Annotated in this window: 20 protein-coding genes and 1 pseudogene; 2 read left to right on the top strand and 19 right to left on the bottom strand. The window is 60.4% G+C overall.

The features are described 5' to 3' along the window. Positions 1-2: 2 nt before the first annotated feature. Positions 3-860, bottom strand: coding sequence for an HTD2 family dehydratase (locus AC1D1F_RS14595; protein WP_477677095.1), 858 nt, complete (start codon positions 858-860; stop codon positions 3-5). Positions 861-894: 34 nt separating this feature from the next. Then, complete coding sequence (locus AC1D1F_RS14590) at positions 895-1890, bottom strand: Bug family tripartite tricarboxylate transporter substrate binding protein (protein ID WP_477677094.1); 996 nt, start codon at positions 1888-1890, stop codon at positions 895-897. Positions 1891-1975: 85 nt separating this feature from the next. Here AC1D1F_RS14590 and AC1D1F_RS14585 point away from each other — a divergent pair, with 85 nt between their 5' ends. Beyond that, the gene (locus AC1D1F_RS14585) at positions 1976-2878 is read left to right on the top strand and encodes a LysR substrate-binding domain-containing protein (RefSeq protein ID WP_477677093.1); all 903 of its coding nucleotides are present in this window, start codon (positions 1976-1978) and stop codon (positions 2876-2878) included. Positions 2879-3003: 125 nt separating this feature from the next. Here the strand turns inward: AC1D1F_RS14585 and AC1D1F_RS14580 are convergent, their stop codons facing one another. The 16 genes and pseudogenes from AC1D1F_RS14580 to AC1D1F_RS14505 form a co-directional block, all read right to left on the bottom strand. Then, positions 3004-3918, bottom strand: coding sequence for a hypothetical protein (locus AC1D1F_RS14580; protein WP_477700761.1), 915 nt, complete (start codon positions 3916-3918; stop codon positions 3004-3006). Positions 3919-4074: 156 nt separating this feature from the next. Beyond that, positions 4075-5733 carry a hypothetical protein gene (locus tag AC1D1F_RS14575; RefSeq protein WP_477678999.1) on the bottom strand — a complete coding sequence of 553 codons (1659 nt, stop codon included), beginning with the start codon at positions 5731-5733 and terminating at the stop codon, positions 4075-4077. Between the two features lie 81 nt (positions 5734-5814). Then, entirely contained in the window at positions 5815-6822 is a 1008-nt protein-coding gene (locus AC1D1F_RS14570) for a hypothetical protein (RefSeq protein WP_477700760.1), read from the bottom strand. An 802-nt stretch (positions 6823-7624) separates the two neighbouring features. Continuing rightward, a complete protein-coding gene (locus AC1D1F_RS14565; protein ID WP_477677292.1) occupies positions 7625-8776 on the bottom strand; it encodes an ABC transporter substrate-binding protein in 1152 nt (383 codons plus the stop codon). A 183-nt stretch (positions 8777-8959) separates the two neighbouring features. Beyond that, on the bottom strand, positions 8960-9673 hold the full coding sequence (locus tag AC1D1F_RS14560) for an ABC transporter ATP-binding protein (RefSeq protein ID WP_477677293.1): 714 nt from the start codon (positions 9671-9673) through the stop codon (positions 8960-8962). Positions 9674-9692: 19 nt separating this feature from the next. After that, positions 9693-9830, bottom strand: a complete 138-nt coding sequence (locus AC1D1F_RS14555; protein ID WP_477655466.1) for an ABC transporter ATP-binding protein C-terminal domain-containing protein — start codon at positions 9828-9830, stop codon at positions 9693-9695. Positions 9831-9929: 99 nt separating this feature from the next. Next, positions 9930-10376 (bottom strand): annotated as a pseudogene (locus AC1D1F_RS14550) (ATP-binding cassette domain-containing protein); the annotation flags it as partial. Between the two features lie 68 nt (positions 10377-10444). Continuing rightward, positions 10445-11458 carry a branched-chain amino acid ABC transporter permease gene (locus AC1D1F_RS14545; protein WP_477677294.1) on the bottom strand — a complete coding sequence of 338 codons (1014 nt, stop codon included), beginning with the start codon at positions 11456-11458 and terminating at the stop codon, positions 10445-10447. A gap of 4 nt (positions 11459-11462) precedes the next feature. Then, positions 11463-12380: a branched-chain amino acid ABC transporter permease gene (locus tag AC1D1F_RS14540; RefSeq protein WP_477696460.1), complete on the bottom strand. Its 918-nt coding sequence runs from the start codon at positions 12378-12380 to the stop codon at positions 11463-11465. 1 nt (position 12381) lies between these two features. After that, a complete protein-coding gene (locus tag AC1D1F_RS14535; protein ID WP_477677296.1) occupies positions 12382-13578 on the bottom strand; it encodes an ABC transporter substrate-binding protein in 1197 nt (398 codons plus the stop codon). A 58-nt stretch (positions 13579-13636) separates the two neighbouring features. Beyond that, positions 13637-13957: a non-heme iron oxygenase ferredoxin subunit gene (locus AC1D1F_RS14530; protein ID WP_477677297.1), complete on the bottom strand. Its 321-nt coding sequence runs from the start codon at positions 13955-13957 to the stop codon at positions 13637-13639. 3 nt (positions 13958-13960) lie between these two features. After that, positions 13961-14449 carry an aromatic-ring-hydroxylating dioxygenase subunit beta gene (locus AC1D1F_RS14525; RefSeq protein ID WP_477696458.1) on the bottom strand — a complete coding sequence of 163 codons (489 nt, stop codon included), beginning with the start codon at positions 14447-14449 and terminating at the stop codon, positions 13961-13963. Next, the gene (locus AC1D1F_RS14520) at positions 14446-15747 is read right to left on the bottom strand and encodes an aromatic ring-hydroxylating dioxygenase subunit alpha (RefSeq protein ID WP_477696457.1); all 1302 of its coding nucleotides are present in this window, start codon (positions 15745-15747) and stop codon (positions 14446-14448) included. Before AC1D1F_RS14520 ends, AC1D1F_RS14525 begins: the two co-directional genes overlap by 4 nt. Before the next feature lie 39 nt (positions 15748-15786). Then, positions 15787-16482 (bottom strand): fumarylacetoacetate hydrolase family protein, encoded by a 696-nt coding sequence (locus AC1D1F_RS14515; protein WP_477677300.1) that lies wholly within the window; start codon positions 16480-16482, stop codon positions 15787-15789. A 41-nt stretch (positions 16483-16523) separates the two neighbouring features. After that, positions 16524-17573, bottom strand: a complete 1050-nt coding sequence (gene gtdA / locus AC1D1F_RS14510) for a gentisate 1,2-dioxygenase (protein WP_477677301.1) — start codon at positions 17571-17573, stop codon at positions 16524-16526. A 19-nt stretch (positions 17574-17592) separates the two neighbouring features. After that, the gene (locus tag AC1D1F_RS14505; RefSeq protein WP_477696456.1) at positions 17593-18576 is read right to left on the bottom strand and encodes a 2Fe-2S iron-sulfur cluster-binding protein; all 984 of its coding nucleotides are present in this window, start codon (positions 18574-18576) and stop codon (positions 17593-17595) included. A gap of 170 nt (positions 18577-18746) precedes the next feature. Here AC1D1F_RS14505 and AC1D1F_RS14500 point away from each other — a divergent pair, with 170 nt between their 5' ends. After that, positions 18747-19652: a LysR family transcriptional regulator gene (locus AC1D1F_RS14500; protein WP_477677910.1), complete on the top strand. Its 906-nt coding sequence runs from the start codon at positions 18747-18749 to the stop codon at positions 19650-19652. 96 nt (positions 19653-19748) lie between these two features. Here the strand turns inward: AC1D1F_RS14500 and AC1D1F_RS14495 are convergent, their stop codons facing one another. Beyond that, entirely contained in the window at positions 19749-20402 is a 654-nt protein-coding gene (locus tag AC1D1F_RS14495) for a hydrolase (RefSeq protein WP_477677909.1), read from the bottom strand. Between the last annotated feature and the right edge of the window lie 136 nt (positions 20403-20538).

Below are 20538 nucleotides of genomic sequence, written 5' to 3'. Positions count from 1 at the left end.
CCTCAGCCCAGCGTGGCGGTGGCATCCATCGTGAGCCAGCCTTCGTGGTCGCGTCCCCACAGGCGCACGCTTTTGCCGTCGGCTGAAGGCTGGCCGTGAATCGAGAACGGGTTGACGTCGAAAGTGGGCCGGACCGCCTTGAACTCAAATTTGCGCACCGCGGCGTCGGGCATGTGCCGGCGCAGCAGGTCCATGAGCAGCGTGGCGATCAGCGGGCCGTGCACGATGAGGCCCGGGTAGCCCTCGACCTCGGTGACGTACTTGCGGTCGTAGTGGATTCGGTGCCCGTTGAACGTGAGGGCCGAGTAGCGGAACAGCAGCACGTCGTCGGCGACCATGCGGCGCACCCAGGCAAATTCGGCGGGCGCGGCCTGCGGCGGCGGGGCCACGTCGGCCGGCGTCGGCGCCGCGCGGTAGACGATGTTGTGGTGCTCGGTCAACGCCACGTCCGCGGAGCCGTTGCGGCGAAGCTCGTGGCGCACCTTCACGAAAACCAGGTTTCCGCTGCGGCCCGATTTCTCGGTGATTCCGGCAATCGTGGACGTGCGCTGCAGCGCGTCTCCGACCCGCAAGGGCTCATGGAACTCGAAATCGCTGCCGGCCCACATGCGGCGCGGCAGCGGTACGGGCGGCAGGAAGCCGCCGCGTTTGGCGTGGCCATCGGGCCCGATGTCCGATTGCGGGTGCAGAGGCAGAAAATACAGCCAATGCCACAGGTAAGGCAACGGGGTGCCGGCTGCGGGACGCTGCGGCCCGGCGGAAGCGGGCCAGTCCAGCGTGGCGGCCAGTGCCGCACAGGGCGTCGCGGTGACGAGGTCTTCCACCGTTTCGCTGCGGCCTGTCCAGTTTTGCAGATTCATGCGCATGCACTCCTTTCAGCAGATCTTGCGCCGCTCAATCGAGCTTGATTTTTGCAGCCGCCACAACGCCCTTCCAGCGCGTGACTTCCTTTTGCACCAGGGTTTTGAGCTGCGCTGGCGTGCTGGTTTCGACCTCGGCCCCCTGGTCTTCGATGAATTTCTGCACGGATTTTTCGGCCAGCACGCGGTTGATCTCCTGGTTCAGCCGGTCCACCACCGCCTTGGGGGTTTTGGCGGGAGCGAACATGGCATACCACTGAGACATGCTGACGTTGGGAATGCCCTGTTCGGCCAGCGTCGGGACGTCAGGCAAGATGGGCGATCGCTTGTCGCCGGCGATGCCCAGCGGCTTGAGCTTGCCGCCCTTGATTTGCGGGTAGGCGGTGAACAAGCTGGGAAACATGTACTGCGTGATGCCGGAGATGGTGCTCATCACGGCGGGCGCCGAGCCTTTGTGGGGAATCCCGATCACGTCCAGCCCGGCGGAGAGCTTGAAAAGCTCGCCGGCGATATGCGGCGCGGTGCCGTTCCCCGCCGTCGCGAAACTGAAGCTGTCGGGTTTGGCCTTGATGAGCTGCACCAGTTCCTTGGCGGTCTTGGCCGGCACTTCCGGGTTGACGACCAGCACCGTCGGAGAAGCCGCCACCATGCCAATGGGTTCAAAATCGGTGACCGGGTTGTAGCGTAGTTTTTGCAGGGCCGGGTTGATGCCGTGGGTGGCGATATAGCCGAACATCAAGGTATAGCCATCCGGCGCGGCGCGGGCCACGAACTCGCTGGCAATTGCGCCGTTCGCGCCGGCCCGGTTGTCCACAATGACCGGCTTGCCGAGCCGGCTGCTGAGTCCCTGGGCCAGGACACGCGCCATCGCATCATTGGCGCCGCCGGCGGAGGTCGGCACCACGATGGTGATCGCTTTTTCGGGCCAGTTCTGGGACGTCGCTGGACCGGTCGCCGCCATGGAGGAACCGGCCGCCAGCGGCAGCAAGCTCAGCATCAGCAAAGTCCGGACGGGGTGTTTGGGCAGCATGGATGTCTCCTGTGGATGTTCTGGTTACCGAATCATCAATGCGTGCAGGGAATCCGTGAAGTGCAACTTTTGCTAGTATTGGTGCATGGCACGCATCAATTTCGATTTGCAGCAACTCGAGGCCTTCGTGGCGGTGGCCGAGCGCGGGAGCTTCCGCGCGGCGGCCGACCACATCCACCTTTCGCCACCCGCTTTAAGCCGGCGCATCGACAAACTCGAGACCATCCTGGGCGCCCGGCTTTTCAACCGGACCACGCGTGAGGTCGAACTGACGCCCCTCGGTCAGGTTTTTCTCGATCGCGCACGCGCCGCGATGGACGACCTCGAGTCCGCCATGCTCGGCATCACCGACATCGCCGGCAGCCGCACCGGCCGGGTCACGGTTGCCTGCGTACCCTCCGCGGCCATCCATTTCCTGCCCTCGGTGGTGAGTTCGTTCTCGGAGCGCTACCCGCTGATCCGCGTCCGCGTGATCGACGAAGCCGCCGGCGCGGTGATGGCCAGCGTGGTGTCGGGCGAGTCGGACTTCGGCATCAGCTTCATGGGCAACCAGGTGCCCGGCGTGGACTTCGAGCCCATTCACACCGACCCTTTCGTGGTGGCCATGCCGCGTCACCATCCGCTCGCCGGGCGCAAGACGCTGTCGTGGAAGAACCTGGAAACCGAGCGCCTGATCGCGGTCTCGCGCACCAGCGGCAACCGGCAACTGCTGGACGACGCGCTGGCCAAGGCCGGCATCAACCCCTCGTACCGCCTCGAGGTGAGCCACATCGCGACGCTGCTCGGCATGGTCGAGGCGGGGCTGGGGCTTGCGGCCGTACCGCGCCTGGCCTTGCCGAAACGGCATCCGTCGATGGTCGGCGTGGCGCTGGTCGCGCCGGCGGTGTCGCGTGTCCTGGGGCTCACCACCTTGCGCGGAACGACCTTGCGCGCGCCGGCGAAGATGTTCTACGACTACCTGCACACGGCGCTGAAAGAGCGCCGCTAAGAGGGAGCGCCAAGGGCCAGCACTGTTACAAGCCGGATACCAATGCGTGGCAGTTTCCCCCTATGCGGAACGTGATGCAACTTCAAGCGCCCGAACATCGCACATCCCTGCCATACCACGCTACGCTACGCCAGAAAAAATATAGCAAGCCGGGCAGCGCCCTCACCTTCAGCCCCCGCGAGATCTGACATGCTCAAACTGCGAGGCCTTCCTGTACTTCCAAGGGGAGGCCGGCGGGAAGGAGTATTGAAACGGTGCGATGGATGGAATGGGCCGCCAGAGGAGCTGAGGGCCAAGCCTGTGGACGCAGATCCGGTGGGTGAGAGTGCGTCGAAAATCATCTCTCTCGGAACCACCTCCTCGTGACCGAGACCATTGGTCGCATCCATAATTTTCGCAGCCGCTCTTGTTGGCCTGCCCCGCTCCAAGGGGACATCCAATCCGTGCAGGATATTCCCATTTACCCTGGCATCACCAAAAAACAGGTTGCCTCTTCCGTGAGAAAGCTCATCAGCCACTCCCGCAAAATTTGCTTGGCCTTTTCTGGAAAAATCAATTTTCATTCGCTGGATAACAGATTTATATCCATCACCTGCCGTCATTGCATGAACGAAGCGCGCCACCGACATGGGAATTTTCTCCGCTCCTGATTTTTTCATGAACTTGTATATCTCGGTCACGATATTGCGGACATTGCTATCCGCCAAAATATGATCGCGGGAAACATTTTTGTTCTTGAGAGAAAAAACCTGGTTGGCATGCACTTTTTTGGGTACCTTTTTTAAGGATAATTTTCCTTTTTTATTAGACTGCACCGGTGATTCTTCCAGGGATAAGTTCTGGGTACCGATAGGTCTGGCAAGGTGCATGTAGTATCGGGAACCGGCTTGGCCCCGAATTGTGGCATCAGCAATTCGCTCGGTGTCCGCATCGGTCATATTCCTGCGAGCAACCAGAGAACGCACTTTTTGCTCCGGATACCGCAAATCTCCACGTCGACCGCTCCATTTCTTTTTGACCAGAGCCGTCGGATCCTTCAAGCGCCCTGATCGGAGCCTCATACCTCCGGATAGATCCTCTCCGCCCTCCAACTCTTCGGAGGACTGCATGTCACCGTAAGGGGCCTCTCCATCCTGAAGCTCTTCCAGGTTCCTTTTAGGCACAGGAAATCTTTCGTAGCGGGTTTTTCAAGGCGCTTAACTCTTTTGGACGGACAACGCTCTGATCTGATAACCACACCCATCCAGACTCATGGGTGTCATCGCGATCGCTACTGAATTCAGGCCAAGCTGCAGATAGTCGTGGTATTCAATGGACGAGAAGTCAAGGTCACGAAGTGCGAGTTTCAGGAGATTACCTTCGCCACCTTCTCCCTCGTATGCGTCAACATACTTCGTGACTACATTGCTTGCGTCACCATTGAAAACGAACGAAAGCATGACCCCAGTGGAACTTGTTTTCCATTGTTTTATATAAAGCGTGTATTCATCCACCCAATCCAGAACTTTAAAATAAAGCGTGATTTCGTACGGCTCTTGAGAGCCGGCATCCCAATCAGCGGTGATGCTGGTTTGCGATACGGAAAAACCAGACTCATCCCCTGTATCGAGAACCATCAAATCATTGGTGGATGAAATTATCTTGAAGTCCGCGGGCAGTTTCACCGAGGAGGCTGGTGAAGGAGGCGTCACCGGCGGGATGAACTTATTTGGCAAAAACCCGACGATGGCAGTGTCGCTATTTTTTCCAATTGGATCCAAGCCCATGACATTGAGGTCAATCGTCACCGAGGGAGTTACGTAGGCGCCTGATGCGTCAAGGGCCTGCAAAGCTCTTGAAGTGGAGTCCATGTATACCTTTGGGACGTAGATTTCATCCCCATTGGCGTCCGGCTGGCCGGCATCCTCCAGAGCATGACTTGCTGAGTAATAGTCCACAGGGCTATTGACGATGATTTCGGTCGACGCCGTATAGTCAATATAGACGCGCCATTGGGACTTCATGACAAAGTTGAGCCCGAAATATGACAACTCACTTGGCGGATATAGAAACGAACCGTCATACAGTTGAGACTGCATCGTGGACGAGATATACATCTCAACCTGATTGTCGTTGCTGGGGTTGTTTTTGCCGGACATTGCATAACGGCATTCGATGGCGTTCCACGGATATTCCTGTCCGAAGACCCACGTCGGACAGTCAGCGCTGGGGTCAATGACGGCATAGGATCCCCAGTCTTTGATGCTCATTGATGCTGAATTGGAGGCCTCGTTCGACACCGAGGCATCGCTCCCCGATGAGTTCGACTTATCCGATGTAGAGGTGGTTGTTCTGCTGTGATCGCGCGCGTAGCTGGCAGATCCGTCGCCACTGCTGGCGGCTGACACCGAGACGGAAGTTCCGTAGGTAGTGGATTGCGAATATGACGACCCCGTTGTTGAAGTAACCGATGTCGCTTTTCCGCTCGTGTCGGCCAGGGATTGACTTTGTTGAACCGCCGTATTCACGGTCTGCGGCGAGTAATCCAGAAGATTGAGGGTCAGGCCTTCTGTCGTTCCCCGGACCTCCACGGACGAAGAAACCAGTGCAGGGTAGTCCTCGAATTGTTCCAATGATGGATCACTCACCGGATCCGGATTCATTTTCGAATTTGAGACGTTTTTCAACAAAACACGTTGGGTACATGTAAGAAGAAACTGCTGATTTGTTGGCTGGCTGACGAAACTGGTTGTTGATACCAGAACGTCGTTGTATAGCGCTACCGTGTACTCGAGTGAAAGTATGCCGATCGGCGTCTTGTCCAGGTACAAAGAGAGGTACTGCGTGAAGGAATAGGGATCTTGTTGTTTGAACAAAGCAATCTCCAAAGTGATGACGTGGGCGAATAAGCGGATGGGCGAACGAACGGCTGGATAAGCATCACCAGCCAGGCATCACTAGCGGGGTATTACGGGCAGCATAAAAGCCGTTGCCCCAGGTGTGGGATTCCCGCCTCTTACTTGCTGATCCACGCGATACCAATTGCCTTTGGGCACTGGCATTAAAAAGGAGTTGTATGCCAGCCAACGATTTTTTCCCCAGTTCACCGAGGAGCCAACATACTGCGTCATCGCTTCCGGTGACGGGCCAAAGCTCCCCCACATCTTCATGTTTCCGTCAGCTGGTCCGGCAGAAGCTACATTGCCGATGACAAACAAATCGTTTGCCGCTTGATAAGCAAGTCCAGTTGATAGCGGTGTATAGCCACCTTGAAAAACGGTATTGTTAAAGCCCAGCCAGAACAAAGCGGCATTCGCTCCGGCGGTATTGCCGCCCCCTTGATAGTCTTGCCAACTCACCTCGATCACCGAGCTGGAACACACCGGCAAGCAAAATGAATTGCTGCCCATATAGACATCGGTTCCATAGATCTCGGATGCGGCCGCGATATTTCCGGATGACCCTGTCGGCGCCTTGATCTTGGCGATCATCTGCGTAATACCAGAGTTGCCTGTTATGTATCCCACCAAAAAGCCATCCCCAGGCGCAGTCCAGGCACCACCGTTTATGCAAGGAGCCAGATTGTTGGCGCCGCTGCCCGAAGCAAAGGAAGAGGGAGGAGCAACGCCGCTGGGAAAGGTTACTTCGAAGTAGAACACTTGCGGGTTTGACGTAACACCGTCACCAGCCATACTGAGAGTCCAATCACAGGTTTGATTGATTGGCACCGGCATCGTTGCACTGTTCAGCGTAATGTAGTCATTTTTATTTTTATAAAATTGAACCGACGCAACCGTCCGCAGCGTGTCCGGAGTGGGTCCAGTGCCGGTCGACAAGTACATGGTTGCTATGTTGTTGTGGCCATTTTCCGGCACTGCCACCTGCCCCATCACAATATAAATTTTTGATGGAGGCGCGGTCAAGATGGTATTGCTCCCCAGGTTCTGAGGAGCGGAGAGTGTCATGCCGTTAGACATAGAAAAGCCTTCCAGGTGTGTGAGAAAACCCAGTCGGGCCGGGGCTTCCGGGTAACACAGTGTTTTTTTGAAATCCCGAAAAAATCATCATCAGGACGGCAATTCAAGCCGATGAATATTCCGGCTCGTACAAAGCCTGGAACCACGAACCTGTAACGTTCTTTGCAGTCTTCGGATCGAATTAAACAGAGGTTTGAGTTGAACGGGTAGCTTAATTTCCCTGTTGGTTCCCACAGGTGATTAATCCTTTTACTCGTCGGCTTTCGTCATCGCGGTCAACAACGCACAGCACCGCTCATTGACGGAAAATCTTTGCGCTCGTGTCCGCCTCCAGTTCTCGCGACAGGTTTGGAGAGAACTAATTCGGTACATTGCTTGAGCGTGAATATTCACAATGCAGGACGCAGGGGACACGCTGAGAGCGATGGGTACAGGCCAGCGTGCGGCGCGAAGCTTGGCGAGGGGCAACTACAAAGCGTGAATCGCCGGAACGTGGCCGCGTAACTTCGCTTCGCGAAGTCCATTCACGTCCAGCGACGGTCGCAGGGTGACACGCTCACGGGCTGTGAATCCGGGCTCCTTGAAGGATGTGTCACCTATATCCGGGAAGAATTCGGTCGCGATTTCAGCGCATGCAACGCGGCTGGAAACCACTTTCCACGGTTCTCCGCAACAGACGGCAGGCGTCGATGTTCGGGCTCAAAACTCCGTAGCGCAGCACGAGCGCCTGCGGAAACGCGAGTGCGGCTTCGCCTTCCGTCGCTTTGAACGGCGATCGCAGTTTTCCAACCTACTTTTGAAGGTTGCCGCCGGAATTGATGATGGAGAGATCCACACCACCCCAGCCGGTCCGCTGGTTGGCGGTGTAGTTGACAAAGACACCTCCCAGGTTGTATTCGCCCAGATTGGACAAGGCTTGCAGCACGCCGGCGCGGGTCGGCGTCTTGCCCGCACGCCGGACGGCTTCCGCAGCGATCTTGGCGCCCATGTAGCCTTCGAGGCTTGAGAAAGACAGGGCCTCGCCCGGCGCGTACTTCTTCATGTCAGCTTGATATTCGGTGATGACCGGCTTGGAAGGAACGAAGGGGAAAGGCACCGCCTGGCTCAACACGATGCCGCGTGCCTTGTCCTTGCCGGTGGCATTGACCAGGCCGTCGTGCAGCAGCACCGACAGGCCGTAGATCTGCACCGACCCTCCAGGGACCTCGCGAACAGCCTTGACGAATTCAAATGCGGGCTTTCCCGCAGCCAGCAAAATAATGCCCTTGGGGCGGATCTCTGTGATGGCGGCGACGGCTGCGCGGACACTCGCATCCAGCTTGTCGGGCGCGGCGTCAAGCACCTGCTGCGTCGCGATTTTGACGCCCTGTGGGCCGCTGAGCTGGGTCGTCAGCTGAGCCAGGGGTGGGCCGAAAGCGACGCTCATATTGACGATGGCCAGCGAGTCCTTGCCCCAAGTCTTGGCTTCCTTGAGCAGGCTGGCAACTTCATCCGCATAGCCGCTGCGCAGGGGAAACACATTGCTGGCGGAGATCACATTTTTATCGCCCTGCAGCGGCGCAATCAGCGCGATGCCGTTCTTGCCCGCCAAGTCCTGCTTGGCGATTTCGGCGAGTCCGGCGCTGTTGAGAAAGCCCAACAGCCCTACCACCGCCGGATCGCCGATAAGTTGCTGGGTCAGCTCCATCATCTTTGGGGCCTGCAGGCCGTCATCAAGCGTGACCAGCTTGAGCTTGTTGCCCTGCAGGGTAGTGCCCGCGTTGACCTTGTCGAAATAGGCCTGGATACCCGCCGCCATGCCTTTGGCGTTCGCGGCCGATGTCGGGTTGGTCTGTGAAGCGACCTGTCCGAAGACGAGGTCGATGGCGTGGCTGGACATCGGCAAGGCCGAGATCAGAAGTGCAGCCATGGTGGTCTTGAGGTGCGTGAAATTGAGAGCCATTTAGTCTCCTTTATTACTTCAGCCAGTACATCACCAAAGCAAAGTAATTCAAATGGGTTAAACCCCGAGATGTCGTACTACCTTGCCGCGTTTACGCAGGCCCATTGACGCTGGCCAACGCAGCCTAGTCCTCAAGCAATAAGTTCGAGCGCCGAACTTGCGGCAAGGGCCTCACAGATCGGTTCAGACGCCCAGGTATTGGTGAACGATTTCAGGCTGTCCGCGCAACTCATCCGAAGTGCCTTGCCAGACCACGCAGCCTTTTTCAATCACAAAGTGCCTATCGGCCAGTCCCATCAGCGCTTTCACGTTTTTATCGATGACGATCTGCGACAGGCCCTCCTCCTTCAACTCAGCAAGGGCGCGCCAGATTTCGTTTCGAATCACAGGAGCCAGGCCTTCTGTTGCCTCGTCGAGCACCAGCAGCCGCGGGTTGGTCATCAGCGCGCGGCCGATGGCCAGCATCTGCTGCTCACCGCCCGACAGCTGCGATCCCAAATTGCCGCGGCGCTCTTTCAATCGTGGAAAAAAGGCGTAGACACGGCCCAGGCCCCAGGGCTTTCCATGGCTCTTGTTGTCGTCGCGGGCGGTCGCCACCAGGTTCTCCTCGACCGTCAGGTTGGGAAACACCTGCCGGCCTTCGGGCACCAGCGCCAGGCCCTGGCGCGCGATGCGGTGCGAAGGTAAATGGTCTACGCGGGCACCGGCCACCGACACGCTGCCGGCGGCTATGGGCAGCATGCCGAACAAACATTTGACCGTGGTGGAGCGGCCCATGCCGTTGCGTCCCAGCAGGGTCACAACCTCACCAGGGCCGACATCGAAGGAGATGTCAAACAGCACCTGTGCGTGGCCGTAAGAAGCCTGCAGGCCTTGGACGGATAAAAATGGCGTCATGGCTTTTTCCTTGTCCGCTTCATGCTTCAGCTTCTTCACCGAGGTACACCGCCCGCACTTCCGGGTGCTTGCGGATTTCCTCGGGCGTACCGGTGAACAAAATCCTGCCGTAGACCAGCACGCTGATACGGTCCGCCAGCGCGAACACCGCATCCATGTCGTGCTCGACCAGCAGGATGGCGTACAGCCGTTTAAGGCTTTTCAGCAGTGCGATGACGGCGGCGGATTCCTGGACGCTCATGCCTGCCATGGGCTCATCCAGCAGCAGAAATTTGGGCCCGGCGGCCAGGCTCATGGCCAGCTCCAGCTGCCTGCGCTCGCCATACCCCAGATCGGCCGCCGCAACATGGAGGCGATGCGCAAGGCCGGTGGCTGCTAGCGCTTCTTCGGCGAACTTGCGTGCTTTCTTGTCCGCCAGCATCGGCGTCCAGAACTTGAAGGCATGCTGGCGTGAGCCAAGCGCCGCGAATGTGGCGTTCTCCAGCACGCTGAAGTCCTCGAAGATCGAGGTGATCTGGTAGGAGCGCAACAAACCAAGCTTCGCGCGTTCATGGATGGGCAAGGCGGACACATCCGCGCCGTTGAACCAGACGCGGCCGCTGTTCGGTGCGAGTTCGCCCGACAACTGGTTGATCAGCGTGGTCTTGCCCGCGCCGTTGGGCCCGATGATGGCGTGCAGTTCGCCTTCGCGAATATCCAGCGAGACCGCGTCGGTGACCAGCACCGCGCCATAGCGTTTGGTGAGGGATTCTGTGCGAAGAATGCTGGCCATTACAGGGCTCCTTGCGCGGCATCCGTCGCCACAGCGACCGATGAAGCGGCTTTTGGGGCCGGCTTTTCCCGGGCATCCAAGCGCTGCAGCAGCCCGATGATGCCGCGGTTTCCCAGGAGCGTGACGATGACGATGAAGGGGCCGAAGATGACCATCCAGTGCTCGGTAAATCCTTTCAGGATTTCTTCCAGGCCGAGGAAAACCAGTGCCCCCATCAAGGGGCCGAACACTGTCCCCAGACCACCGATTACCACGATGACGATCAGCTCGCCCGAGACCGACCAGGCCAGCGTGCTGGGCGAGGCGAAGGCGTTGAGGTTGGCCAGCAGCAGGCCGGCCACACCGCACAACATTCCCGACATCACATAGGCCAGCAGCTGGTAGCGCAGCACCGGGATGCCGGCGGCGTTGACGCGGCGTGTGTTCTGCCTGGCGCCGCGGATCACCATGCCGAAGGGCGCGGCGCGCAGCCTGGCCAGCCACCAGATCGACAGGACCAGGACGACGAAGGCCACGACGTAGACGCTGGTCGCGGACGACAGGTCGAGCGGGCCGAAACGGCTGGGCTGGGCGATGGACATGCCGTCATCGCCGCCATAGTTCTTCAAGCTCACGAACAGGAAGTAGCCCATCTGCGCGAAGGCCAGCGTGATCATGATGAAGGCGATGCCGGTGGTGCGCAGGCTGATGGCGCCTGTGACCAGGGCGACCAGGCCGCACATGCCCAGGCACAGCGCCAGGTGCATCCAGCCGTTGCCGATGCCATGGAAAGAGGCCAGGCCGACGGCATACCCTCCCAGCCCGAGAAACAGCGAATGGCCGAAACTCACCAGCCCGCCGTAACCCAGCGCCATGTTCAGGGCGCAGGCGGCAATCGCGTAGATGATGATGCGCGCGAAGAACGCGACGTAAAACGGCTGGCCGGTGGCCTGCGCGACGAATGGCACGGTCGCCAGCAACAGCAGGACCCCCAAGGGAACCCAGGCGCTGGGGCGTGAAAGAAGTGGGGTCATGGTTTCACCTGTTGGCGGGAAAGAGGCCTTGCGGTCGCCAGGCCAGGACCACCGCCATCAGCAGATAGACCAGCATGGAGGCCAGCGCCGGGCCGGCCGCGTCGGCGAGCGAGCGCTCGGTGACCTGCCGCAGCAGGAAGGGTAAAAATGCGCGGCCCAGGGTGTCGACGATGCCGACGATCAGCGCGGCATAAAAGGCGCCCGTAACCGAGCCGATGCCGCCGATCACGATGACGACCAGCGTCGTGATGAGCACCGACTCGCCCATGCCGGACTGCACCGACAGGATAGGCCCGGCCATCGCGCCGGCAAGGCCCGCGAGCATGGCGCCGACCGCAAACAGCATGGCGTTGAGCAGGCGGATATTGACGCCGAGCGCGGCGACCATCGCGGGGTTCACCGCGCCGGCCCGGATCAGCATACCCACGCGGGTCTTGTTGATCAGCAACCAGGAACCCAGCGCAACCACCAGTCCGACGACGATGATGGCGAACCGGTAGGCCGGGTAGCTGAAGCCGGCGATGGGAATGGCGCCGCTCAGGAACTCCGGCACTTGCAAAAATACCGGCTGCGGGCCCCAGATAATGCGCACCCCTTCATTGAAGAACAGGACCAGGCCGAAGGTGGCCAGCACATGGTCGAGATGGTCGCGACGGTAGAGGCGCGCGACCGCGACGAACTCCAGCGCCAGACCCAGGAGCAGCGAACCCAGCATGGCCGCCAGCAAAGCCAGCCCGAAGGAGCCGGTGTACTGGAAGGCCGTGGCCGCGAAGTACGCGCCCATCATGTAAAGCGAGCCGTGCGCCAGGTTGACGAAGCTCATGATGCCGAAGACCAGCGTCAGGCCTGCCGCCAGCAAAAACAGCAGGACGCCGTACTGCAGGCCGTTGAGCAGCTGAGCGAAAACGATCGTGCCGTTCATGTCACTTTAACGCGCACTGCGCGTGGTAGGCATCGCTCTGCTTGGGCAAGGGGGTTGCGATGAGCTTTCCGACGACATTGCCACCGCTCTTGACGGTTTCGAACGCATAGTAGTTCTGCACCGGCAGGTTGTTGTTGTTGAACGCGAATGGGCCGCGCACCGACTTGAACTCGCTGCCGGCCGCCTTGACCGCTGCGGCGAGTGCCTTGGAATCGCCGGCCTTGGCCTTGCCCAGGGCGATGTTCAGGATATTGGCCGCGTCGTAGGCCGTCGCCGCGTACGCGCTGGGCGTGCGTTTGTACTTGCGTTCGAAGTCGGTAACGAATTTTTTGTTCTCCGGCGTGTCAAGCGCCGCGTCCCACATCGCGCCGCTGATGCTGCCAAGGGCCGCGTCGCGCAGGCCCGGCAGGGTCGTGCCATCGACGGTGAAGACGGAATACAGCGGCACTTTGGCCATCAGGCCGGCCTGGCTCATCTGCTTGATGAAGTTGACGCCCATGCCGCCTGGGTAGAACACAAACACCGCATCGGGCGCGGCGGCCTGCAACTGCGCGAGTTCGGCGGAATAGTCGGGCTGGTTCACCTGCGTGTAAACCTCGTCCACGACCTGGCCCTTGAAGTAGCGCTTGAAGCCGGCCAGCATGTCTTTGCCGGCCTGGTAATTGGGTGCCATCAGGTAGACTTTTTTCAGGCCCTTGTCCTGGGCGAGCTTGCCCATGGCTTCGGCGGCGCCGTCGTTCTGCCACGCAGCGGAAAACACATTGGCCTTGCAACCCGCGCCGGCCAGCGGCGATGGGCCGGCGTTCGTGGCGATGGCCACGGTGCCCGACTCGGCGATGCGCGGCAGGCTGGCCATCAGCACATTGGAAAAACTGAGGCCCACGATGGCATCGACCTTGTCCTTGTCGATGAATTTGCGCACGATCTGGCTGCCGATTTCAGGCTTGAGCTGGTCATCTTCCTTCAGCACCGTGGCGGCCTGCCCGCCAAGCTTGCCGCCCAATTGCTCGACCGCCAGCATGAAGCCGTCGACCTGGTCCTGCCCGACGATGGCCTGTGGGCCGGACAAGGGGGCCATGAAGCCGATGGTGGCGGCGGCGCTGAACTGGCTGGCGCCGGCCAGTGCGAGCCCGGCTGCGGCGATCAGTGCGCTGCGGTGAAATGGTGTCTTGGAGGGCGTCTTGGAAGTTGTGTTCATGGTGGGTTGTCTCCTCTGTAGGGGGTAATGAAAAGGGTGAAAAGGTGAAGCTGCGGGTTCAGTCAGAAATCTGTACGAAGACGCGCCCGCCTTCGATGCGCACGGGGTAGCTGCGAACGTCCTGCGTGATTGGTGCGCAGGTGCCGCGGCCATTGCGCACGTCGAACTTTCCCTGGTGCAGCGGGCATTCAATTTCATAGCCGTCAAGAAAGCCGTCGCACAGGCGGGCATGCCCGTGGGTACAGATGTTGTCGGTGGCGAAGATGCTGCCTTCGACCTTGTAGAAGGCCACGTCGCGGCCGCCGACCTGCAGCCCGATCACGTCGTCTTCGGGAACACCGTCTTCTTCGGTGGCCTCAATCCAGCTGGCGTTGCTCATGATTTAGATGGGGTAGATGATGGAATTGGGGATCATTTCGCTGTCGTATACGCAGTACCGCGAAGCGAACTTCAGGCCTTCTGGCGTGCGCACGATCACGTCGATGTAGCGGCCGACATTGAAGACCGTCGACTCCTGTGACAGCTTGGTGCGAAAGACCGCGTAGTTGGCTTCCGACTCAAAGCGGTTGCCGCCGGCCGCGCGAATCAGCGGCGCGCCGACGACGTGGCGCTGGTAGTAGGGGTCATGGAACAAGGTCTCGCGGATGCCATAGACACGGTCTTTCAGCATGCCCTTGCTTTCAAAAAGCAGGGTTGCCAGTGGAAAGCCGCGTTCATGGTTCTCCCGCGGGATCAGCTTGTAGAGGCAGTCCTCGGTGAAGAACTCGGGCCACAAATCCCAGTTGCCCGAGTCGACCGCCTGGGCGTAGTCGGCATACAGCTGTGCGATTTGTTGATAGTCTTCGAAATTGACGGCGACGACGGTGGTCATGCTTCGGCCTCCATCACTTCGCGCCAGTACTGGTACATGCCGCGTATCAATGTCTCGGTGACCATGTGGTCGGTGTCTTCGACCGTGCGCCCGCCGAGTTCGGCCAGGGTGCGGTGGTAGGGCTTCTGCTCGAAACCCTGCTGTGAGAACTCAATCACCTCGCCGTCGTCGGCCGACACAAAGCCGGCCGGGCCGAACAGGTTGGCCTGGCGCAGCCGGCGTTGCGTCATCTCTTGCGTGTCGTCCTCAAAGCCGAAGTGCGTCCAGACGAAATCGAAGGAACCGTGGCCGTCGGGCTGGATGTGGCGCGTGGATACGCTGTTGACCTGCTGCTGCAGGATGACGCTGGGGAACAGCGTCATCATCACCGCGGTCGGGCCGCCCCACCAGGGCTCGGGCACGATGTCAAGAAACCGTGGATCGTTGAGCTTCATGCTCTCTTTGAAGCTGGACACCTGGGTGACCTCGTCGGCCTTGCCCGACTGGCCGCGCGTGGAGATCATCGCGGCATGGCGGTGGCGCGCATCCATCTTCAGCTCGGACTTGTTGTCGGCGCGCCAGAGGCCGAAGGTGACAAACCAGGTGTGCAGCAGCCCGGGGTGGTAGGGGTCCTTGATGTTCTCCTGCATCAGCTTCCAGTTGCCCGGGATGCGCTGCCGGTTGTAGCCCAGGATTTTCAGCTTGCGGCCGTCGAAGAGACGGTCGAAATAGCCGAGGATGACCGGCCCAAGGAAGTCCTCGAGGGATTCGATGCCGTGGTCGAAGCTGGCAAATACCACGCCGCCGCGCGTGGCGACCTTCAGCTTGTTGAGGCCGTGGTCGGCGGTCTTGAAGTCCGCGGGCATACCGCCGTTGACCTTGCCGTTCTGCTTGACGCCGCGGCGAAACGGCACGCCCTGCAGATCGCCCTTCAGTGTGTAGCTCCACTGGTGATAAGGGCACACAAACTCTTTTTTGTTGCCGTGGCGTTCCCGGCAGAACTGCATGCCGCGGTGGGCACAGACGTTTTCGACAACGCTGACGCCGCCGTCGGCATCGCGCACCATGATCACCGAACGCTCGCCGATCACCGTGCGCTTGAAGTCACCGGCGTTGGGGATCTCGGCGTCAAGGCCGACGTAGTTCCAGTGTTTGTTGTAGAAAAAGCGCTCCAGCTCTTTCTTGTGCTGGTCCGGGTCGGTGTAGGCCATGAAGGGGATCCGGCTTGTGCCTTCGGATTCCCAATGGATTTTGACGGGAAAGGTGCCGGTGGAGGCGGCCGCTGATGGGGCCGTTGATGGGGCGGTCGATGCAGTCATCGCTGTCTCCTTTTGTTTCGGTTATTCAGCGCCTGCGTTTCAGGCCGCCACCGTGACCGTGATGCCGGCCAGGCCCGCGATGTCGCCTTGCATCACGTCGCCCGCAAGCACGGCGTTCACGCCTTCAGGGGTGCCGGTCATGATGATGTCGCCGGGCTCCAGCGTTTCATATTCGGAAAGGTAGGCAATGCACTCCGGGACCGACCAGATCAGCTTGGCGATGTCTGACGACTGGCGGGCGCCGCCGTTGACGGTGACGCTGATGGCACCTTGCGCGACGTGTCCGCCGCCGGCCACGCGCGACAGCGCGCCGACGGGTGCCGACAGCGAGAAGGACTTGCCGAATTCCCACGGACGGCCCTTGTCGCGCGCATCGAGTTGCAGGTCGCGGCGTGTCATGTCCAGGCCCACGCCGTAGCCGTAGACATGGTCCAGCGCATCGGCCACGGCGATGTCGCGGCCGCCCTTGCCGATGGCGACGACGAGTTCAATTTCGTGGTGGAAGTTGTTCGTCTTCGGCGGATAAGGAATGCTGACCGGCGACGACGCATCGACGGCCGCGTTGGCCGGTTTCATGAAAAAGAACGGGGGATCGCGATCAGGGTCTTTTCCCATCTCGCGCGCATGCGCGGCGTAGTTGCGGCCCACGCAGAAGATCCGGTTGACGGGAAAGCGTTCGCTGACGCCGGCCACGGCGAGCGTGGGAATGGTAGCGGGTTCGACGGCGTAGTTCATGTGATGGCGTTCTGTTGAAAAGTTGAAAGTGGGGATGAATTTCAGGCGCGGTGTTCGCGCCACAAGCCGAGGGCCTGCTGCACCGGGCGGTCTGAATAGCTGAAGAGCACGCTATCGGGACCGGCGCGGAACTGGTGGCTGTGCCAGGACGGCACCACCATCACGTCGTTTTCATCGAGGCGGACGGTTTTTCCTTCAACGGTCGCCTCAGCGTTTCCGCTGAGGCACACGTACACCGTGCCATCGGTGCAGCGGTAGGGCCGCGTTTCAAAGCCGGCCGGCAGCATCTGCGAGAACGCCGCTATCGTCGGCATCGGCGAGCGGCCGGTGGCCGGGTTCACGTAGCGCTGTTTGTGGCCGAAGTGCGCATTGGGCTCACTGCCGGCGGCTATGGCTTTCAACGATGCCAGTGTGCGTTCCCAGGGATAGACAAACACCTTGGTCGGCTCGGCGGGCTGCTGGTAAAAATCGACCGGAACCATGTTGGCGCCGTAGCGTGCCAGCGCATCGCCTTCCGGCCGGGTGACGGCCTGGTAGTTGCTGTCGCTTTTTTCGGCGAATCCGGCATCGAGGAAACGGACGATGGGAATGTCCAGGCCGTCGAGCCAGACCACAGGCTGTACACCCGGGTTGCCGTGGTCGTGCCAGGTCCAGGCCGGTGTGATGATGAAGTCGCCGCGGCGCATGGTCGTGCGTTCGCCGTCGACCGCGGTGTAAGCACCCTCCCCGTCCAGCACCAGCCGCAGCGCGGACTGGGTATGGCGGTGCGCCGGCGCCACTTCGCCCGGCATGATGAGCTGCAGGCCGGCATACAGCGACTGCGTGATGCAGGATTGGCCGCGCAGCCCGGGGTTTTCCAGGATCAGCACGCGGCGTTCCGCCTCGGCCGCGCTGATCAGCCGGCCCGCTTCCATGACCTGTTCGCGCACGTCGGCGTACTTCCACAGATGCGGGACTGCCGGCGACTTCGGCGAGTGCGGCACCAGCGCGCCCAGCACTTCCCATAAGGGCGTCATGTTGTCCGCGCCAATGCGGTCGTAGTAGGCCTTGCGGCTCAGCTGGGAATCAAGATCGGTATTTCTGCTGTTCATGGGGGTTCCTGTTGATCGCTCAAGTGCCGCTGGCGTAAAAAGCGTCGGCATAGATTTGTTCGGGCAGCACGCCCATCTGGCGCACCAGCAGGCTCGCCGCCTCAACCATGGGGGGCGCACCGCAGAGGTAGGCACGGAAGCCGTCGAGGCCTGGCCAATCCTGGGCAATTGCTTCGGTGACCAGGCCGGTGCGGCACCCGGGCGCCTGGCCGGACGCAAGCACGACGTGCACCTTCAGTAGCGGATGCCGGCGCTGGAGCTCCGCCAGCCACTCGCGGCCATAGATGTCGCGTTCGGAGCGAACGCCGAAATACAGGTGGATGCTGTTGCGCATGCCTTCCGCAATGACGCCGCGGATGATGGACAGGATCGGCGCCAGGCCGGTACCGCCGGCCACGCAGAGCATCGGCCCTTCATGCTTGCGGCGCAGGTAGGCCGAACCCAGCGGACCGCTGACGCGCACCGCGTCGCCAGCCTTCAGCGTATTGGCGATGTAGCCGGTGACGCGGCCTTCGGCGACCAGGCGCACATGGAACTCCAGCTCGCCGTCGGCGCAGAGGCCGGCCATGGAATAGGGCCGGATGTGCTCGGGCGTGAACTGGAGCTGGGCGTACTGTCCCGGTGAGAACTCGATGGGCTTGGCCGGTTTCAGCCGCAGGCGCTTGATGTCGTGAGTCTGGTCCTCTACCGCAACGACGGTGGCCTTGACGATTCTTGCCGTATGGACAACGACCTCGTCGGGCTCGGGGATCTCAACAATGCAGGATTCCGTCAGAAAGGTCTGGCAGGCCAATACGTACTGGTCGCCGACTGCCACGGGCCGCTGCGCCTCCCCGCCCGAGTCGAGCACTTGCCCTTCGACGAGTTTGCAGCGGCAGGTGCCGCAACGCCCGGCCAGGCAGCTGTAGGACACCGGCACGTCGTTGGCGCGCAGGGCGTCGAGCAAGTTCACCCCTGCGGTAACGCTCAGCGTGCGCTGGAGAGGGCGGACAAAAATTTCCATCGTGCTTGATCTGGTGTGTCTCGTGGGCAGCGGCAATCAGTGGCGTCAGCTGCAATGAGGGCATGATCCGAGGCCCACCAAAATCAGTCAATACAATGGCATCAATGTTTTATATCATTTGAATCAATAGTCACTACCACCACCCAACCACCAAGCACTAGAGGCCACAGATGGAACTCAAGGACATAGACCTGAACCTGCTGGTGATCTTCAACCAGCTACTGACCGAAAGAAAAGTCTCCAAGGTGGCGGAGAACCTGGGCCTGGGACAGCCCGCCGTCAGCAATGCCTTGGCGCGCCTGCGCAAGCTGTTTGGGGACGAACTTTTTCTGCGCACGTCGAGCGGCATGCAGCCCACGCCCTTTGCGGACCAGCTGGCCGAATCGATAGGTTATGCACTGGGCATGATCCACGGCGCGATCAACGTCAAGAACTCATTCGACCCCGCCAGCAGCAAACGGAGCTTTACCGTCGGGATGACCGACATCGGCGAAATCTACTTCCTGCCCCTCTTGATGGAGAAGATCCAGAAAGTGGCGCCGGGGGTTTCCATCAGCACGGTGCGCAATACCACCGTCAACCTCAAAGATGCCATGGAGGCAGGCCACGTCGACCTGGCGATCGGGCTGCTACCCCAATTGAAGGCCGGATTCTTCCAGCAGCGCCTGTTCTCTCAGCAATACGTTTGTGTGTTTCGCAAAAACCATCCACTGGACAAGCGAAAGATTTCTCCAGCCGATTTTTTTGCCAGCGATCACCTCGTGATTGCGTCCGCAGGGACCGGGCACGGGAAAGTCGACGAAATCCTGGACAGCGGTTCACAGAAAAGACGCATACGCCTCACGGTTCCCCATTTCGTCGCGATTGGCCATATTCTTCAATCCACCGACATGGCGGCCACAGTTCCCGAGCGCCTGGCGGAAAAAATGGCGACGCCGTTCAACCTCAGATACGTCAGCCATCCCGTGAAGTTGCCACAAATCGCGATCAATCTTTTTTGGCACGCCAAGTACCACAAGGACCCGGCAAACCAGTGGCTCAGATCGCTTATCTTCGATACGCACTCGGACCGGTGATGCGTCGTTGACCATGCCGCCTGCCTGCATCGAGGCATGACGGACTTGCTAAAGAGACGTATGTGGAAACTCAAGCATCTCCCATCCCCGTTTAAATCATCCTGCGCTGCCAGGCACAGGTGTGTTGAGGAGTTGCTGCTCCCACAGGAACGCAATACCGCTGCCGCCGGCATGCTGCGTGATCACTGGCGTCAGCGCGGCAGCTTGTCCGGCCCTGGCCCAGTCGCGCTGCCATTCAGCGGCCAGCGCCAGCCAGGTCATCATGTTCGCGCCGGCTGCGATCATGCGCTGGATGGCGACCTGATGGGCCTCGACGGAAACGCCACCCGACGCATCGGTGATCACGGTAACGTCCCAGCCCTCGCCAAGGGCCTGGATTGCCGGCATCGCGACACACACCTCGGTCCACAGGCCGGCGATGACCAGCTGCTTGCGGCTCGTCGCCTTCACCGCGTCCACCACCTTCTTGTCCTCCCAGGTGTTGATGAACGTGCGGTCGATCACTTCCTGGCCGGGGAACACGTCGGTGATCTGGGGAAAGAGGCGTCCTCCCCTTTCGGCGACCACTGACGTCAGGATGGTGGGGACGCCGAAGGCCTTGGCGGCCTTGGCCAGACCCGCCGTGTTGTTGATCACCATCTGCGGTTCATGGCTGTTCACATTCGCGAGTTGGTAGGGCTGGTGGTCGATCAGAACGAGTACGGAGTCTTCCGGACGAAGCAGCGAAGCAAGGCCGTTACGAAAAGTCATGGGTTAATCCTTTGTTGCGGTTGTGAGGGGGTGGTTTCGGGGGAGATTGCGCCAGCGGCGACGTCCCTGGCGGCCATTTTGCTGCTCCCCTTCTCGATGCGGTAGTACCATTTCGTGGCGAGCTGTGTCGCGAAAC

It is taken from the genome of Polaromonas sp. P1_H6 (assembly GCF_056405195.1).
The sequence above is the reverse complement of the archived record's forward strand: the minus strand, read 5'-3'. Positions and strand labels throughout refer to the sequence as shown.

Excerpts from the sequence above, each read along its gene's own strand:
- AC1D1F_RS14545 (WP_477677294.1), bottom strand. The coding sequence starts at position 11,458 with ATGACCCCACTTCTTTCACGCCCCAGCGCCTGGGTTCCCTTGGGGGTC.
- AC1D1F_RS14540 (WP_477696460.1), bottom strand. The coding sequence starts at position 12,380 with ATGAACGGCACGATCGTTTTCGCTCAGCTGCTCAACGGCCTGCAGTAC.
- AC1D1F_RS14560 (WP_477677293.1), bottom strand. The coding sequence starts at position 9,673 with ATGACGCCATTTTTATCCGTCCAAGGCCTGCAGGCTTCTTACGGCCAC.
- AC1D1F_RS14535 (WP_477677296.1), bottom strand. The coding sequence starts at position 13,578 with ATGAACACAACTTCCAAGACGCCCTCCAAGACACCATTTCACCGCAGC.
- AC1D1F_RS14515 (WP_477677300.1), bottom strand. The coding sequence starts at position 16,482 with ATGAACTACGCCGTCGAACCCGCTACCATTCCCACGCTCGCCGTGGCC.
- AC1D1F_RS14595 (WP_477677095.1), bottom strand. The coding sequence starts at position 860 with ATGAATCTGCAAAACTGGACAGGCCGCAGCGAAACGGTGGAAGACCTC.
- AC1D1F_RS14505 (WP_477696456.1), bottom strand. The coding sequence starts at position 18,576 with ATGGAAATTTTTGTCCGCCCTCTCCAGCGCACGCTGAGCGTTACCGCA.
- AC1D1F_RS14500 (WP_477677910.1), top strand. The coding sequence starts at position 18,747 with ATGGAACTCAAGGACATAGACCTGAACCTGCTGGTGATCTTCAACCAG.
- gtdA (WP_477677301.1), bottom strand. The coding sequence starts at position 17,573 with ATGAACAGCAGAAATACCGATCTTGATTCCCAGCTGAGCCGCAAGGCC.
- AC1D1F_RS14495 (WP_477677909.1), bottom strand. The coding sequence starts at position 20,402 with ATGACTTTTCGTAACGGCCTTGCTTCGCTGCTTCGTCCGGAAGACTCC.
- AC1D1F_RS14565 (WP_477677292.1), bottom strand. The coding sequence starts at position 8,776 with ATGGCTCTCAATTTCACGCACCTCAAGACCACCATGGCTGCACTTCTG.
- AC1D1F_RS14525 (WP_477696458.1), bottom strand. The coding sequence starts at position 14,449 with ATGACCACCGTCGTCGCCGTCAATTTCGAAGACTATCAACAAATCGCA.
- AC1D1F_RS14570 (WP_477700760.1), bottom strand. The coding sequence starts at position 6,822 with ATGACACTCTCCGCTCCTCAGAACCTGGGGAGCAATACCATCTTGACC.
- AC1D1F_RS14530 (WP_477677297.1), bottom strand. The coding sequence starts at position 13,957 with ATGAGCAACGCCAGCTGGATTGAGGCCACCGAAGAAGACGGTGTTCCC.
- AC1D1F_RS14520 (WP_477696457.1), bottom strand. The coding sequence starts at position 15,747 with ATGACTGCATCGACCGCCCCATCAACGGCCCCATCAGCGGCCGCCTCC.
- AC1D1F_RS14585 (WP_477677093.1), top strand. The coding sequence starts at position 1,976 with ATGGCACGCATCAATTTCGATTTGCAGCAACTCGAGGCCTTCGTGGCG.
- AC1D1F_RS14555 (WP_477655466.1), bottom strand. The coding sequence starts at position 9,830 with ATGGATGCGGTGTTCGCGCTGGCGGACCGTATCAGCGTGCTGGTCTAC.
- AC1D1F_RS14590 (WP_477677094.1), bottom strand. The coding sequence starts at position 1,890 with ATGCTGCCCAAACACCCCGTCCGGACTTTGCTGATGCTGAGCTTGCTG.